Here is a 15,461-nt window from a genome sequence, read left to right on the forward strand (position 1 = left end):
AGCGCCCGGTCAACGACGCTTCTTGTTGCCCTGCTTCTTGCCAGGGGATCGACCTGTGATCAGGCCGGGGATCTCGGTGTTGGCCGCGGGGTCGTCGCCGTTGGTCCCGGACGTCTTCGGCGTCGACTCGACGACCGCCGGAGGCGTGCCCTGGGTGGGGGAGACGGGCCGCTTGGCCTTGGCGCTGCCTGCCGGCTTGGCGGTGCCCGCGGCCTTGGCGCTCGTGGTGGTGCGCACGCCCGGGGTGGGCTTCTGGACCTGGGCGGGCTTCTGGCCGGGCCGGGGGGAGATGGGCTTGGCACCGGGCTTGGGGGCGAGGGCGGAGCGGGCGTTGACCGCCTCGACCTTCTTCGTCTCCTCCTCGCGGTCGATGGCCCGGTACACGAAGTGCTGCTGCGCGAGCGTCCAGCCGTTGTTGCTCAGCCAGTAGAGCAGGATCGCGATCGGGAAGAAGAGACCACCGACGAGGACGCCCAGCGGGAAGATGTAGAGCGTCAGCTTGTTCATGATGGCGGTCTGCGGGTTGTCCGTCGCCGCCTGCTTCTGCCGGGCCACCGAGTGGCGCGCGGTGAAGTGGGTCGCGATGCTCGCCACGATCATCATGGGGATCGCGACGATGATGACCGACGAGCGCTCGGTGAGGAACGTGGCCAGCTGGTCGGCGGGCATCGTGATGAACGTCGACAGGTTCGCGCCGAACAGCTTCGCCTGGACGAACGACTCCACGCCCTTGGCGTCGAAGAAGTAGACCTCGCCCCAGCCGGGCTTGAACGAGCGCAGCACGTGGAACAGGCCGATGAACACCGGGATCTGGACCAGCATCGGCAGGCAGCCGCCGAGCGGGTTCACGCCGTGCTCGGACTGCAGCTTCTGCATCTCCGCGGCCTGGCGCTGCTTGTCGTTCGCGTACTTCTTCTTGATCTTCTGCAGCTCGGGCGCGAACTCCTGCATCTTCCGCATGGAGCGCACCTGGCCGACGAACGGCTTGAACAGCAGTGCGCGGAGGGTGAAGACCAGGAAGACCACCGCCAGCGCCCACGCGATTCCGCTGGACTCACCGAAGACGTGGCCGAAAACCCAGTGCCAACACCAGAGGATGAATGACACCGGGTAGTAGATGAAGTTGAGCACGGAGCTACTCCTCGGCGGGGATGTCGGGGACCGGTTCCTGGCTCGGTCGCCTCGGTGGAACTGGGTCCAGGCCTCCAGGGTGCCAGGGTCCGCAGCGGGCCAGCCGGCGAAGCGTCAGCCAGGAGCCCCGCAGCGCACCGTGGACGGTCAACGCCTCTACCGCGTAGACACTGCAACTCGGGTAGAAGCGACAGCTCGGTGGCAGGTAGGGGGAGATGAACCTCTGGTACAGCCGCACCGGCAGGATCAGCACCCGCGCCAGTGGACTCGACTGCGTGGCGGTCATCGCAACAGCCTGCGCAAGGCGGCGTCGAAGTCGCCCGCGAGCTCCGCGCTGGACGCCTCGGCTGAGGCGGGCAGGGCGCGCACGACGAGCGAGGTGCCTTCGGGCAACAGCGCCAACCGGTCGCGGACGACGTGGCGCAACTTGCGGCTCACCCGGTGGCGGACCACCGAGTTGCCCACTGCTTTGCTCACGACGAAGCCCACCTTGGACATGTCCAAGGTGGGCCGCGCCGACGATTCAGTAGATGTCTGCCGCCCCGCTGACGGCATCAGGGCATGCACGACCAGCCGGGGCCGTCCTGCACGGCGGCCTCGGCGAACCACCAGGCCGAAGTCCTGGCTGCGGGTCAGCCGGGCGGCCGCGGGAAGCACGGCGCTGCGGTCGTCAGGCGGACAGGCGGTCGCGGCCCTTGGTGCGCCGCGCGGCGAGGATGGCCCGGCCGGCACGGGTGCGCATGCGCAGCCGGAACCCGTGCGTCTTGGCGCGGCGGCGGTTGTTGGGCTGGAAGGTGCGCTTACCCTTGCTCACGGCTGGATCTCCCGGTGCTGACTACCAAGCAGGTCTGTGGGTGTCCCCAGCCGATACATCCGGCGCCGTCCGGCACCTGGGCAGGACGGTCGCGGCAAGAGCGCGCCAAACGCACCCGTCGCTCGCGGGAGACTTAACCTACGGTACGCAGGCGGGTGCCCTGTTCTCAAATCGGGGTGGTCACCGCCACGTCGGGTCACCGGCGGTCGACGGGTGCGCGCACCGCCTTGTGAGGAGCGCTCCGGCTTGTTAACGTGCACGCTCCGCGGATTTCGAGGCGCACCTGGATGTCGCCGAAACGGGCCGCACGGTGCGCTGATACCGCCGTCGGTACCCGCCGCGCCCCGACGCACCTTCGTGCACAGTTGTGGATAACTCTGTGGATGCCTCTATTCTCCGAGTCCACACCGTGAAGCGGGTAGCTCCGCGGGGGAGCACGTCGAGGGGAGGGGAGCGCGGAGGTGTCCAACCACCAGACCGATCTCGGTCTTGTGTGGGAGCAGGTGGTCGCGGAACTGGCCGCCAGCACCTTGTCCCCGCAGCAACGAGCTTGGATGCGGGTGACCAGGCCCATCGGTCTGCTCGACGGGACCGCGCTGCTGGCGGCGCCGAGCGACTTCGCGAAGGAGGCGATCGAGCGCGCGTTGCGCGAGCCGATCACCGCCGCGTTGTCCCGCAGGCTCGGCCGGGCGGTGTCACTCGCCGTGAAGGTCGACTCGCCGGAGCCGGTGAACACCCCGACGACCCCGATCCAGGTCGCGCACGGCGTCCCCGGCGGCAACGGGATCAGCCAGCCCATCGGGCTGCTCGACCAGCCGATGCCGGGGCAGCAGATGCCCGGCCAGCCGATGCCGGGTCCGGCCATGCCGGGTCAGCAGATGTCGATGCCGGGCATGCCCGTCGTCGGCGAGGACGGCGACGGCGAGTCCGACAGCGATGAGGTGGACGAGGAGCGCGAGGCCCGCGAGGCGCTCGCGACCGTCCACGAGATCTGGCCGACGTTCAGCGGCAGCGCCCCGGTCAGCGGCACGCCGTTCACCCGGCCCGCGAACCCGCCGACGTCGCAGACCCGGCTGAACGAGAAGTACAACTTCGACACCTTCGTGATCGGCGCCTCGAACCGGTTCGCCCACGCGGCCGCGGTCGCGGTGGCCGAGGCGCCCGCCCGCGCGTACAACCCGCTGTTCATCTGGGGCGAGTCCGGGCTCGGCAAGACGCACCTGCTGCACGCGGTCGGGCACTACGCCCAGCGGCTGTTCCCCGGCATGCGGGTGCGGTACGTGTCGACCGAGGAGTTCACGAACGACTTCATCAACTCGCTCCGGGACGACCGCAAGGTCGCCTTCCAGCGCCGGTACCGGGACATCGACGTGCTGCTCGTCGACGACATCCAGTTCCTGGAGGGCAAGGAAGGCACCCAGGAGGAGTTCTTCCACACCTTCAACACGCTGCACAACTCGAACAAGCAGATCGTCGTGTCCTCCGACCGGCCGCCCAAGCGGCTGGAGACGCTGGAGGACCGGCTGCGGACGCGGTTCGAGTGGGGCCTGATCACCGACATCCAGCCGCCCGAGCTGGAGACCCGGATCGCGATCCTGCGCAAGAAGGCGGCGCAGGACCGGTTGGCCGCGCCCGCCGAGGTGCTGGAGTTCATCGCGGCCAGGATCGAGCGGAACATCCGCGAGCTCGAGGGCGCGCTGATCCGGGTGACGGCGTTCGCGTCGCTCAACCGGCAGCCGGTCGACGTGCAGCTGGCGGAGATCGTGCTGCGGGACCTGATCCCGGACTCGCACGCGCCCGAGGTGACCGCGCCGACGATCATGGCCGTCACGGCGGAGTACTTCGGCGTGACGATCGACGACCTGTGCGGCAAGGGCAAGACGAAAGCGCTTGCGAACGCCCGGCAGATCTCCATGTACCTGTGCCGCGAGCTGACCGACCTGTCGCTGCCGAAGATCGGCCAGACGTTCGGCGGCCGCGACCACACCACGGTGATGCACGCGGACAAGAAGATCCGCAAGGAGATGGCCGAGCGCCGCCGGATCTACGACCAGGTCCAGGAGCTCACGTCCCGGATCAAGCAGAGGTCCCGGCACACCATCTAGTGGTGGGCGGCTCCCGCTGCCGGGAGTCCGCGGCCCCCCTTCTTCTCACTGCCCACCCCCGCGCGGGGGTGGGCAGTTCTGGTTCCGGCGGTCGAGCCGAGTCGCGGGTCGGCCGTCCGGGAGGCGCGGGGGCAACGACCGGCTCGGTGCGTTCCGGTCCGCGCACTGAGTAGTACTGAGTCGAAGGCGGCCGAGGAGTACTGAGCCGAAGGCGGCCGGGATCACCGGGCGGGTGGGGTCCGCGCGCCCGTTCCCGTGGGACCCTTACCGCGCCCCTCCCGTCGGACGCGGCCCTCGTTCTGAAGACGCCCCCGACCCGTGGCGCGCGTCCGACCAGAAACCCCGGCGGCCCCCGAACCGCACCCGCGGACCCCTCCGCGACCTTTCGCAGTGCCCCCGGACCACGACTCCGGACCGCCGTCGAGCACCGCCGAGGGGTCGGGGTGGCGGCCCGTCGCGGCATCTTTTCTGGTGGACCAACGGGATCGGCCTGTGTACAACCTCAGAAAAGTTGTCCGAACGGGGGAGTTTTCGGCTCCGGACCCTGTGCAGCACCCGGGGACAACCGCACCTGCACCCGGGGACGCACCCGGGGACAAGTCGGCCTTCCTGTGGACCAAACGGAGCAGTCCACGAGTTGTCCCCGGGTGCCCCGAGTTGTCCCCGGGTGGCACCCCCCAGTTGCCCACAGGTTCGAAGGGGCTCCGACCTGCGAGGACAGCTGTTGTCCACACAATCCACAGCCCTTACTACTACTGCTGTTGTTCTCTCTTGAAGAGAAGAACAAAAGAAAAACAGGGGGTGGCGAAACCCGGGGACAAGCGCTCGGACGGCGCTCCCGCACTCGCCGCCCCGAGATGACGTGGAGGCTCCGGACGCTCTACGGTGGAGCAACTGCGCCAGGAGGTTGGAGCCGAGCTCGACCCACCTGAGGCGAACGCGGTCCGCTTCCCAGCGGCTCCCCACCCCACACAGCTCCCCAACGCTCCGCCACGTTGGACCGACCGTCCCCTCGGTCGGTCATGCCGACTTGAGGAAGGACGCTCATGAAGATCCGCGTCGAGCGAGATGGCTTGGCCGACGCCGTGGCCTGGGTCGCGCGCAGCCTGCCGTCGAGGCCGCCCGTTCCGGTCCTCGGTGGCGTCATGCTCGACGCCGGGTCGTCGGACGGCGACGGTGGCGACTCGCTCACGGTCTCCGGGTTCGACTACGAGGTCTCGGCGACGGTCGGCGTGCCCGCCACGGTGGCCGACGGCGGCAAGGCGCTCGTCTCCGGTCGCCTCCTCGCCGACATCACCAAGGCGCTGCCGAACCACCCGGTCGAGATCGCGGTCGACGGCTCCCGGATGACGATCACTTGCGGCAGCGCCAAGTTCAGCCTCCCGACGATGCCGGTCGAGGACTACCCCGCGCTGCCGAACATGCCGCAGCTCGCGGGTGAGCTGGCGGGCGAGATCTTCGGCGAGGCCGTCGCCCAGGTCGCCGTCGCGGCGGGCAAGGACGACACGCTCCCGATGCTGACCGGTGTCCGGCTGGAGATCGGCGAGGGCAAGCTGACCCTCGTCGCGACCGACCGCTTCCGGCTGGCGATGCGCGAGTTCGCCTGGGAGCCCAACGAGACCCTGAGCGAGACCGCGGTCCTGGTCCCCGCGAAGACGCTCGCCGACGCGGCGAAGACCCTCGGCGGGGCGGGCAACAAGGTCGAGCTGTCGCTCGCGGCGAACGACGGGCTGCTGGGCCTGTCCGGCAACGGCAGGCGAACCACCACCCGGCTCCTCGACGCGGACTTCCCCAAGTACCGCCAGCTCCTCCCGAGCGAGCACTCGGCCGCGGCGATCATCGAGGTCGACTCCCTCGTCCAGGCCATCAAGCGCGTGTCGCTGGTCGCCGAGCGGGGCACCCAGGTGCGGCTGGAGTTCGTCGACGGCGGCCTGCGCCTGTCCGCCGGTGGCGACGACGAGGGCAGCGCCGAGGAAGAGCTCCCGGTCGAGTACACCGGCGAGCCGGTGACGATCGCGTTCAACCCCACGTACCTCCTGGAGGGCGTGCACGCCGTGCGCACTCCCAAGGCCCACCTGTCCTTCACCACCCCCAGCAGGCCAGCGCTGTTGAAGCCGGTCGATGATGATGGCGGCGTGGCGCCGGGCTACCTGTACCTGCTTATGCCCGTACGCCTGCCCGGCTAAACGTCAACTCGAAACAGGGGAGCTAGAACCGTGCAGCTCGGACTTGTGGGCCTCGGCAAGATGGGCTTCAACATGCGCGAGCGGATTCGCCGCGCGGGCCACGAGGTTGTCGGTTACGACCGCAACCCCGAGGTCACCGACGCGAGTTCGCTCGCCGACCTGGTCGACAAGCTGGCAGCACCGCGCGTGGTGTGGGTGATGGTGCCCTCCGGCGACATCACCCGTAACACGATCGCCGAGCTGGGCGGGCTGCTGGCCCCCGGTGACCTCGTCATCGACGGCGGCAACTCCCGCTACACCGACGACAAGGTGAACGCCGAAGCGTTGGCGGACAAGGGGATCGGCTACCTCGACGCCGGCGTGTCCGGTGGCGTGTGGGGCCTCGACAACGGCTACGGCCTGATGGTCGGCGGCGCCGCGGAGCACGTCGAGCTGGCGATGCCGATCTTCGACGCGCTGCGCCCGGAGGGGCCGCGCGAGGAGGGCTTCGCGCACGCGGGAACCGTCGGCGCGGGCCACTTCGCGAAGATGATCCACAACGGCATCGAGTACGGCCTGATGCAGGCGTACGCGGAGGGCTTCGAGCTCCTCGAGGCGTCCAAGCTCGTGGAGAACGTGCCCGCGACCATCAAGGCGTGGCAGCGCGGCACCGTCGTCCGGTCCTGGCTGCTCGACCTCCTGGTCCGCGCGCTCGACTCCGACCCCGAGCTGGACGACCTGCGCGGCCACGTCGAGGACTCCGGCGAAGGCCGGTGGACCGTCGAGGAGGCGATCAACCTCGCGGTGCCCGCGCCGGTGATCTCCGCCGCGCTGTTCGCCCGGTTCGCCTCCCGTCAGGACGACTCGCCCGCCATGCGCGCGGTCGCCGCACTGCGCAACCAGTTCGGTGGCCACGCCGTCACCGCCGCCGGGCCGTCGTCCGGCAGCGGCAGCACGCAGGGCTGACACCCCCGTTGTACGTCAGGCACCTCCAGGTCAGCGACTTCCGCTCGTGGGAGCGCGCGGACCTGGCGTTCGAGCCGGGGGTCAGCGTGCTGGTCGGGCCGAACGGCCAGGGCAAGACGAACCTGGTCGAAGCGCTCGGCTACGTGGCCACGCTCGGGTCGCACCGGGTGGCCACCGACCTGCCGCTGATCCGGCACGGCAGCCCCCGCGCGGTCGTGCGGACCGCTGTCGTCAACGACGGCCGCGAACTGCTGGTCGAACTGGAGATCACGGCGGGCAAGGCCAACCGGGCGCGGGTCAACCGCGGCCCGGTGCCCCGCCCCCGTGACGTGCTGGGCATCCTGCGCACCGTGCTGTTCGCGCCGGAGGACCTGGCGCTGGTGCGCGGCGACCCCGGCGAACGCCGCAGGTTCCTCGACGACATGCTCGTGGCGCGCGCACCCCGGTACGCCGGGGTGCGCAGCGACTACGAACGGGTGCTCAAGCAGCGCGGCGCACTGCTGAAGACCGCGGGAGCCGCCCGCCGGGCCGGGCGGTCCGGTGACATCAGCACCCTCGACGTGTGGGACGGGCACCTCGCCAAGCACGGCGCCGAACTGCTCGCGGCCCGGCTCGACCTGGTCGCGGACATCGCACCGCACGTCGCCGCCTCCTACGCGGAAGTGGCACCGGAGTCCCGCCCCGCGCGGATCGGCTACCGGTCGAGCCTCGGCGAGTCGCAACCCGAGGGCTTCGGCAGACCGGACGGACCGCGCGCCGACCGCGAAGCGCTGGAGGCCGCGATGCTCACCGAGCTGCACCGGGTCCGCCCCCAGGAGATCGACCGCGGCGTCTGCCTGGTCGGCCCGCACCGCGACGAGCTCGAACTGGCCCTCGGTGAACTGCCTGCGAAGGGTTACGCCAGTCACGGAGAGTCGTGGTCGTTCGCGCTGGCGCTCCGCCTCGGCGGCTACGAGCTGCTGCGGGGCGACGGCGCCGAACCGGTCCTCGTGCTGGACGACGTGTTCGCCGAGCTGGACCGCGGCCGCCGACGGCAGCTGGCCAAGGTCGCGGCCGCCGCGGAGCAGGTGCTCATCACCGCGGCCGTGGCGGAGGACGTTCCCGAAGAGCTCGACGGTGCTCGGTTCGAGGTCCGCCACGGGGAGGTGCACAGTGCCTGAGGACGTCCCTCGAACGGGTGTGACAAGTCGCACAACTGGGGACAACCCTGTGGATGGTGTGGATAACTCGCCACAAAATGCGGACATATCCACAGCCGGAGTCACTCCAGAGGGTGTTCTGTCCCCAGCTGACGGTGAAACCCTCAAGGGGTCGGACCTCGCGCGGGCGGCACTGGAGGCGGCGCGCGCCTCGGCGAAGGCCCGTGGCAAGCAGGGCGGACGGCGGACGACGGGTGGCGCGAACCGGTCGAAGCGACGCCGCTGGTCGGGAGCGGGCCCGGACGACCGGGACCCCCAGCCGCTGGGCAGGCTGGCCTCGCGCGTCGCGGCCGACCACGGGTGGGCCGAACGCCTCGCGGGCGGCAACGTGTTCGGGAAGTGGGCCAAGCTGGTCGGCGAGGACGTCGCCGAACACGCCAAACCGATCACGCTGAGCGACGGCGAGCTGACGGTGCAGGCGGACTCCACGGCATGGGCCACGCAGCTGCGGTTGTTGCAGCGCGAGCTCATCAAGCGCATCGCGGCGGGGGTCGGCGACGGCGTGGTGAAGAAGCTGAAGGTGCAAGGTCCCCAGGCTCCCAACTGGCGATTCGGCCCCAGGCACGCTCCAGGGCGCGGCCCACGTGATACCTACGGCTGAGGCGCGATAATCGTTCAGCGGCGATCCTGTGGCGCACTGAGCGCTCACCAGCCGATTCGACCCCCATGGTCGGCCGATCGCCACGTCCGGGTCAAGTTGAGAGCCTCTGCGAGCAAACCAGGGGTGTCCTTGGCGCATCCTGGCTCGATCCGACCGGTAGAATAACGGGTAAGCATGACCATCAGCGTCGCCGCTCGGCGACGTCCTGTCGCTTCATGTCGAGGAGACACCAGGCCCGTGGCAGACAAGAATGAGTACGGCGCGTCCTCAATCAGCGTCCTCGAGGGCCTGGAGGCGGTCCGCAAGCGGCCCGGTATGTACATCGGTTCCACCGGCGAGCGGGGCCTGCACCACCTCATCCAGGAGGTCGTCGACAACTCGGTCGACGAGGCCATGGCGGGGTACGCCAGCTACGTGGACGTGACGCTGCTGGCCAACGGCGGTGTCCGGGTCATCGACGACGGCCGCGGCATCCCGGTCGACATGCACCCGGTGGAGAAGGTGCCGACCCTCGAGGTCGTCATGACCAAGCTGCACGCGGGCGGCAAGTTCGACAGCGACTCCTACGCGGTCTCCGGCGGTCTGCACGGCGTCGGCATCTCGGTCGTGAACGCGCTCTCCACCGCCGTCGACGTCGAGGTGAAGCGCCAAGGTTTCACGTGGAACCAGCGCTACGAGGGCACCAAGCCCGCGCACCCGTTGACCAAGGGCGCGGCGGTGGCGGACACCGGGACGGTCATCACCTTCTGGGCCGACCCGACGATCTTCGAGACCACGACCTACAACCTGGAGACGATCTCGCGACGCCTCCAGGAGATGGCCTTCCTCAACAAGGGCCTCACCATCGTCCTGCGCGACGAGCGGGTCGTGGAGGTGGACGCCGAAGCCGACGCCGAGGGGCACGTGGCGCGCGTCAAGGAGCGCACGTTCCACTACCCGAACGGGCTCGAGGACTTCGTCAAGCACATCAACCACACGCGCGAAGAGGTCCACAAGAAGGTCATCGCGTTCGAGGCCAAGGGCGACGGCATCGACGTCGAGGTCGCGATGCAGTGGAACACCGGCTACACGGCGTCGGTGTACACGTTCGCCAACACGATCAACACCCACGAAGGTGGCACGCACGAGGAGGGCTTCCGCGCCGCCTTGACCCGAGTGGTCAACGAGTACGCGCGCGACAAGAAGCTGCTCAAAGAGAAGGACACCAACCTCACCGGTGACGACATCCGCGAGGGTCTCGCCGCGATCATCTCGGTGAAGCTGAAGGAGCCCCAGTTCGAGGGGCAGACGAAGACCAAGCTGGGCAACAGCGAGGCGAAGTCGTTCGTCCAGAAGTCGACCAACGAGCACCTGGCCGACTGGTTCGAGCGGCACCCCAACGAGGCGCGCACGATCGTGACGAAGGCGGTCTCGTCGGCGCAGGCCCGGATGGCGGCCCGCAAGGCCCGCGAGCTGGTCCGCCGCAAGGGCGCGCTGGACATCGGCGGCCTGCCCGGCAAGCTGAAGGACTGCCGCTCCACCAACCCGGAGGAGTGCGAGCTCTACATCGTGGAGGGCGACTCCGCGGGTGGCTCGGCCAAGGAGGGCCGGGACTCCATGTTCCAGGCGATCCTGCCGATCCGCGGCAAGATCATCAACGTGGAGAAGGCCCGCATCGACCGGGTCCTCAAGAACAACGAGGTGCAGAGCCTCATCACCGCGCTCGGCACCGGCATCCACGACGAGTTCGACATCACCAAGCTGCGCTACCACAAGGTCGTCCTGATGGCGGACGCCGACGTGGACGGCCAGCACATCCGGACGCTGCTGCTCACCCTGCTGTTCCGCTTCATGCGGCCGCTGATCGAGCACGGCCACGTGTACTTCGCGCAGCCGCCGCTGTACAAGATCAAGTGGCAGCGCATCGAGCCCGAGTTCGCCTACTCCGACCGCGAGCGCGACGGCCTGATCGAAGAGGGCCTGAAGGCGGGCAAGAAGCTCGGCAAGGACGACAACATCCAGCGGTACAAGGGTCTCGGCGAGATGAACGCCTCCGAGCTGTGGGAGACCACGATGGACCCGGCTCACCGCCTGCTCATGCAGGTGACCCTGGACGACGCCGCGACGGCGGACGAGCTGTTCAGCGTGCTGATGGGCGAGGACGTGGAAGCGCGTCGCTCCTTCATCACCCGCAACGCGAAGGACGTCCGGTTCCTGGACGTGTGACGCCGCCCGTCCACCTGTAGACCTGCTCGCCTGGCGAAGAGGAAAGAAGAACCTTGACCGAGACGACTCTGCCTCCGGGGCCCGACCACGACCGCACCGAGATGGTCGACATCCAGCAGGAGATGCAGCGCTCCTACATCGACTACGCGATGAGCGTCATCGTCGGTCGAGCGCTGCCGGACGTCCGCGACGGGCTCAAGCCCGTCCACATCCGGGTGCTCTACTCGATGTTCGACTCCGGCTTCCGGCCGGACCGCGGCTACAACAAGTGCGCCCGCGTCGTCGGCGACGTGATGGGCAACTACCACCCGCACGGCGACTCGTCGATCTACGACGCGCTCGTGCGGCTGGCCCAACCGTGGGCGATGCGGTACCCGCTGATCGACGGCCAGGGCAACTTCGGCTCGCAGGGCAACGACCCCGCGGCCGCCATGCGGTACACGGAGTGCAGGCTCACCCCGTTGGCCATGCACATGCTGGCCGACATCGAGGAAGAGACCGTCGACTTCCGGGCCAACTACGACGGCCGCATCCAGGAGCCGACGGTCCTGCCCGCGCGCATCCCGAACCTGCTGATCAACGGCAGCTCGGGCATCGCGGTCGGCATGGCGACCAACATCCCGCCGCACAACCTGCGCGAGGTCGCGTCGGGCGTGGTGTGGGCGCTGGACAACTGGGAGGCCTCCGACGAGGAGACCCTCGAGGCGATGATCGAGCGGATCAAGGGGCCGGACTTCCCGACCCACGGTCTGATCCTCGGCACCGCGGGCATCGAGGACGCCTACCGCACGGGCCGCGGCTCGGTGAAGATGCGCGCCGTCATCGAGGTCGACGAGGACGCCAAGGGCCGCACGATCCTGGTCGTCACCGAGCTGCCGTACCAGGTGAACCCGGACAACCTGGTCGAGAACATCGCGGCGCTCGTGCGCGACCAGAAGCTGACCGGCATCGCGAACATCGCGGACGAGTCCAACAGCCGCCGCGGCATGCGCATCGTGATCACGATCAAGCGCGACGCCGTGGCGAAGGTCGTGCTGAACAACCTCTACAAGCACACCCAGCTGCAGTACTCGTTCGGCGTGAACATGCTGGCGCTGGTCGACCAGGTGCCGCGCACGCTGCGGATCGACCAGATGATCCGGCACTACGTGAAGCACCAGATCGAGGTCATCGTCCGGCGGACCAGGTTCCGCCTGCGCAAGGCCGAGGAGCGCGCCCACATCCTGCGCGGCCTGGTCAAGGCGCTGGACATGCTCGACGAGGTCATCGCCCTGATCCGCCGGTCGCAGACCCCGGACATCGCGCGCACCGGCCTGGTCGAGCTGCTCGCGGTGGACGAGATCCAGGCGAACGCGATCCTGGAGATGCAGCTCCGCCGCCTGGCGGCCCTGGAGCGCCAGAAGATCATCGACCAGCTGGCCGAGATCGAGCTGGAGATCGCCGACCTCCAGGACATCCTCGCCAAGCCGGAGCGCCAGCGCGTGATCGTGCGCGACGAGCTGACGGCGATCGTCGACAAGTACGGCGACGACCGGCGCACCCAGATCATCCCGTTCGACGGCGACGTGTCGATGGAAGACCTGATCGCGGTCGAGGACGTGGTCGTCACGATCACCCGCACCGGCTACGCGAAGCGCACCAAGACCGACCTGTACCGGGCGCAGAAGCGCGGCGGCAAGGGCGTCCAGGGCGCGCAGCTCAAGCAGGACGACATCGTGGCGCACTTCTTCGTGTGCTCGACGCACGACTGGATCCTGTTCTTCACGAACAAGGGCCGGGTGTACCGGGCGAAGGCGTACGAGCTGCCCGAGGCCAACCGCAACGCGCGCGGCCAGCACGTGGCGAACCTCCTGGCGTTCCAGCCGGAGGAGGAGATCGCCCAGGTCATCCAGATCAAGAACTACGAGGTGGCCCCTTACCTCGTGCTCGCCACCAAGACCGGTCTGGTCAAGAAGTCCAAGTTGTCGGACTTCGACTCCAACCGATCGGGTGGTCTCATCGGCATCAACCTCCGCGACGACGACGAGCTCGTCGGCGCTGTGCTGTGCTCGGCGGAGGACGACCTGCTCCTGGTCTCCACCGACGGCCAGTCCATCCGCTTCCACGCGACCGACGAGGCGCTGCGCCCGATGGGCCGCGCGACCTCGGGTGTCCTCGGCATGCGCTTCAACGGCGGCGACGAGCTGCTGTCGATGGGCGTGGTCGAAGAGGGCAAGTTCGTTTTGGTGGCCACCGACGGTGGGTACTCGAAGCGAACGCCCCTCGAGGACTACCCGGTCCAGGGTCGTGGTGGAAAGGGTGTGCTGACCATCCAGCACGACCGCAGGCGTGGGAGGCTTGTCGGGGCTCTCATCGTCGACGTCGACGACGAGCTGTACGCGATCACTTCCACCGGCGGGGTCATCAGGACCAGCGCCAAGGAGGTTCGCAAGGCGGGACGGCAGACCAAGGGGGTGCGGCTGATGAACCTCGGCGAAGGCACCACCCTGATCGCCGTCGCAGGCAACGCCGATGAGCCTTCCGACGTCCCCATTGATGACGTTCCCGTTGACGGGGACGCGGCCGAACCCGCCAACTAACGCGGACGAGAGGTTGAGGACAGCTCGTGACTTCATCCGAGAACCCGGACGGTCGGGACGCGGACAAGACGGCGGTGATCACCAAACCCGTGCTCCAGGGTGGTGATCAGGGAACCAAGGCCAAGGACGCCGACAAGGCGACCAAGCCGGGCGGTGCGGACAAGGCCGTCGAACCGCCGGTACCCGATGGAGCGACCGTCTCCCTCGCGAAGCCGAACCTGACCTCGACACCGGCGGCGGGGCAGCCCGCTGCCAAGCAGCCGGAGGCCCCGAAGCAGGCCGCGTCGAAGCCCGCCGCCACCCCGGCCAAGCCGGAGGCCAAGGCCCCGGCGCAGCCCGAGGCGAAGGCGGCGACCCCGGCGCAGGCTCCGGCTCCCGCGAAGGCTCCAGCTCCTGCAAAGGCTCCAGCTCAAGCACCGGCGAAGGCCCAGGCACCGGCGAAGCCGGAGGCCAAGCCCGAACCGAAGGCGGAGGCACCCACCGTGGTGACCCCGCCGGAGGGGTTGGACCTGGTCGCGGCCGCGCCGCCGCCCTGGCAGCGGGTCACCAGCGACCAGCAGTACGCCGAGGCGCAAACGGTTGGCTACCCGACGAGCGACGACGTCGCACCGGTCGAGTCGGCCCCCGCCGAGCCCCAGCCCGCCTACCCGGCGCAGGACCCGGACACGATCGCGGTCGCGCGCCCGGTCGTCACGGGGACGGCGGCACCGCAGTCGGCGGGCAACCGCACCTCGGTGAACCTCGGTTCGTCGAGCGCGCGCCAGACCGCCGCGGCGCCCAGCGCCAGGCGACCCGGCCGCGGACCGCGTCGGGCGAGCTTGCAGGTCAAGCGCGTCGACCCGTGGTCGGTGCTGAAGCTCGCGCTCGTGCTGAGCGTGGCGCTGTTCTTCGTGTGGCTGGTGGCCATCGGCGTGCTGTACGGCGTGCTGAACGGCATGGGCGTGTGGGACAAGATCAACAACACCGCCCAGGACCTGCTGTCCGGCAGCGACCAGGCAGGCGACCCGCTCATCAGCGCGGGGCGAGTGTTCGGCGTCGCGGCGATCGTCGGCGCGGTGAACATCGTGTTGTTCACGGCGTTGGCCACGGTCAGCGCGTTCGTCTACAACGTGTCCGCGGACCTCGCGGGTGGCCTGGAGGTCACGCTCTCCGAGCGCGAATGATCAGCGTGAGTTGATCTAGGCACCCCCGATTTGGGGCAGCGACAGGCAGTGCGGTAATCTTCCTGTCGTTGCACCAAGGGCCTATAGCTCAGACGGTTAGAGCACTTCGCTGATAACGAAGGGGTCGGAGGTTCGAGTCCTCCTAGGCCCACGATCGATCACGTGAGAGCGGCTGGTTCCGCGCCAGCCACCTCCGATCGTTATAACATTGGGGATCGCCCCACTCCATCTGGGAAATCTGTTTCCCGGACCTCCCGGCGGGCAGCCGGAACCTTCGAAGGGGAGCTTTCGAACATGAAGAAGATCATCGCTCTGGTTGCGGTCGCAGGTGCCGTGCTGCTGTTCGTGAAGCGCAGCAAGGCCGCCAAGGCCGACGCCGACCTCTGGCGCGAGGCCACCGCCCCCACGGACTGAACCCTGCGAGGGCGGGCGAACTGCCGGCCCCCGAAAGGGGACGTAGCTCAATTGGCAGAGCACCGCCTTTGCAAGGCGGGGGTTAGGGGTTCGATTCCCCTCGTCTCCACCGAAGTACT

General features: G+C 68.9%; 12 protein-coding genes, 2 tRNA genes and 1 pseudogene. 11 read left to right on the forward strand and 4 right to left on the reverse strand.

The annotated features are described in order from the left end of the window. Positions 1–9: 9 nt before the first annotated feature. From yidC to rpmH, 4 genes are read right to left on the reverse strand one after another with little or no spacing between them, the layout of a single operon-like run. A complete protein-coding gene (gene yidC / locus CLV43_RS00725) occupies positions 10–1,131 on the reverse strand; it encodes a membrane protein insertase YidC (protein ID WP_106184996.1) in 1,122 nt (373 codons plus the stop codon). A 4-nt stretch (positions 1,132–1,135) separates the two neighbouring features. Then, positions 1,136–1,417 carry a membrane protein insertion efficiency factor YidD gene (yidD, locus tag CLV43_RS00730; protein ID WP_106184997.1) on the reverse strand — a complete coding sequence of 94 codons (282 nt, stop codon included), beginning with the start codon at positions 1,415–1,417 and terminating at the stop codon, positions 1,136–1,138. Continuing rightward, positions 1,414–1,788, reverse strand: coding sequence for a ribonuclease P protein component (gene rnpA, locus CLV43_RS00735; protein ID WP_106184998.1), 375 nt, complete (start codon positions 1,786–1,788; stop codon positions 1,414–1,416). The genes yidD and rnpA overlap by 4 nt, the downstream gene beginning before the upstream one ends. A gap of 13 nt (positions 1,789–1,801) precedes the next feature. Beyond that, on the reverse strand, positions 1,802–1,945 hold the full coding sequence (gene rpmH / locus CLV43_RS00740; protein WP_106184999.1) for a 50S ribosomal protein L34: 144 nt from the start codon (positions 1,943–1,945) through the stop codon (positions 1,802–1,804). 461 nt (positions 1,946–2,406) lie between these two features. Between rpmH and dnaA the strand changes: the two genes are divergently transcribed. From dnaA to CLV43_RS00795, 11 genes and pseudogenes are all read left to right on the forward strand, one after another. Beyond that, positions 2,407–4,050: a chromosomal replication initiator protein DnaA gene (gene dnaA, locus CLV43_RS00745; protein ID WP_106185000.1), complete on the forward strand. Its 1,644-nt coding sequence runs from the start codon at positions 2,407–2,409 to the stop codon at positions 4,048–4,050. Positions 4,051–5,096: 1,046 nt separating this feature from the next. Then, positions 5,097–6,236: a DNA polymerase III subunit beta gene (gene dnaN / locus CLV43_RS00750; RefSeq protein WP_106185001.1), complete on the forward strand. Its 1,140-nt coding sequence runs from the start codon at positions 5,097–5,099 to the stop codon at positions 6,234–6,236. A 30-nt stretch (positions 6,237–6,266) separates the two neighbouring features. Beyond that, positions 6,267–7,181 carry a phosphogluconate dehydrogenase (NAD(+)-dependent, decarboxylating) gene (gene gnd / locus CLV43_RS00755; protein ID WP_106185002.1) on the forward strand — a complete coding sequence of 305 codons (915 nt, stop codon included), beginning with the start codon at positions 6,267–6,269 and terminating at the stop codon, positions 7,179–7,181. Between the two features lie 8 nt (positions 7,182–7,189). Further along, positions 7,190–8,341 (forward strand): DNA replication/repair protein RecF, encoded by a 1,152-nt coding sequence (gene recF, locus CLV43_RS00760; protein ID WP_106185003.1) that lies wholly within the window; start codon positions 7,190–7,192, stop codon positions 8,339–8,341. 58 nt (positions 8,342–8,399) lie between these two features. Then, complete coding sequence (locus CLV43_RS00765; RefSeq protein ID WP_425445726.1) at positions 8,400–8,981, forward strand: DciA family protein; 582 nt, start codon at positions 8,400–8,402, stop codon at positions 8,979–8,981. 237 nt (positions 8,982–9,218) lie between these two features. Further along, positions 9,219–11,186: a DNA topoisomerase (ATP-hydrolyzing) subunit B gene (gyrB, locus tag CLV43_RS00770; protein ID WP_245886049.1), complete on the forward strand. Its 1,968-nt coding sequence runs from the start codon at positions 9,219–9,221 to the stop codon at positions 11,184–11,186. A 53-nt stretch (positions 11,187–11,239) separates the two neighbouring features. Next, the gene (gene gyrA, locus CLV43_RS00775) at positions 11,240–13,765 is read left to right on the forward strand and encodes a DNA gyrase subunit A (RefSeq protein ID WP_106185006.1); all 2,526 of its coding nucleotides are present in this window, start codon (positions 11,240–11,242) and stop codon (positions 13,763–13,765) included. 485 nt (positions 13,766–14,250) lie between these two features. After that, positions 14,251–14,928 (forward strand): DUF3566 domain-containing protein, encoded by a 678-nt coding sequence (locus CLV43_RS00785; RefSeq protein ID WP_425445727.1) that lies wholly within the window; start codon positions 14,251–14,253, stop codon positions 14,926–14,928. Positions 14,929–15,005: 77 nt separating this feature from the next. Then, positions 15,006–15,079: transfer RNA gene (locus CLV43_RS00790), tRNA-Ile, on the forward strand. A gap of 143 nt (positions 15,080–15,222) precedes the next feature. Continuing rightward, a pseudogene (locus tag CLV43_RS48370) lies at positions 15,223–15,339 on the forward strand (DLW-39 family protein); the annotation flags it as partial. 39 nt (positions 15,340–15,378) lie between these two features. Further along, positions 15,379–15,451 (forward strand) — tRNA-Ala (locus CLV43_RS00795). Positions 15,452–15,461 lie beyond the last annotated feature (10 nt).

The sequence above is a fragment of the Umezawaea tangerina genome (assembly GCF_003002815.1).
GTDB lineage: Bacteria > Actinomycetota > Actinomycetes > Mycobacteriales > Pseudonocardiaceae > Umezawaea > Umezawaea tangerina.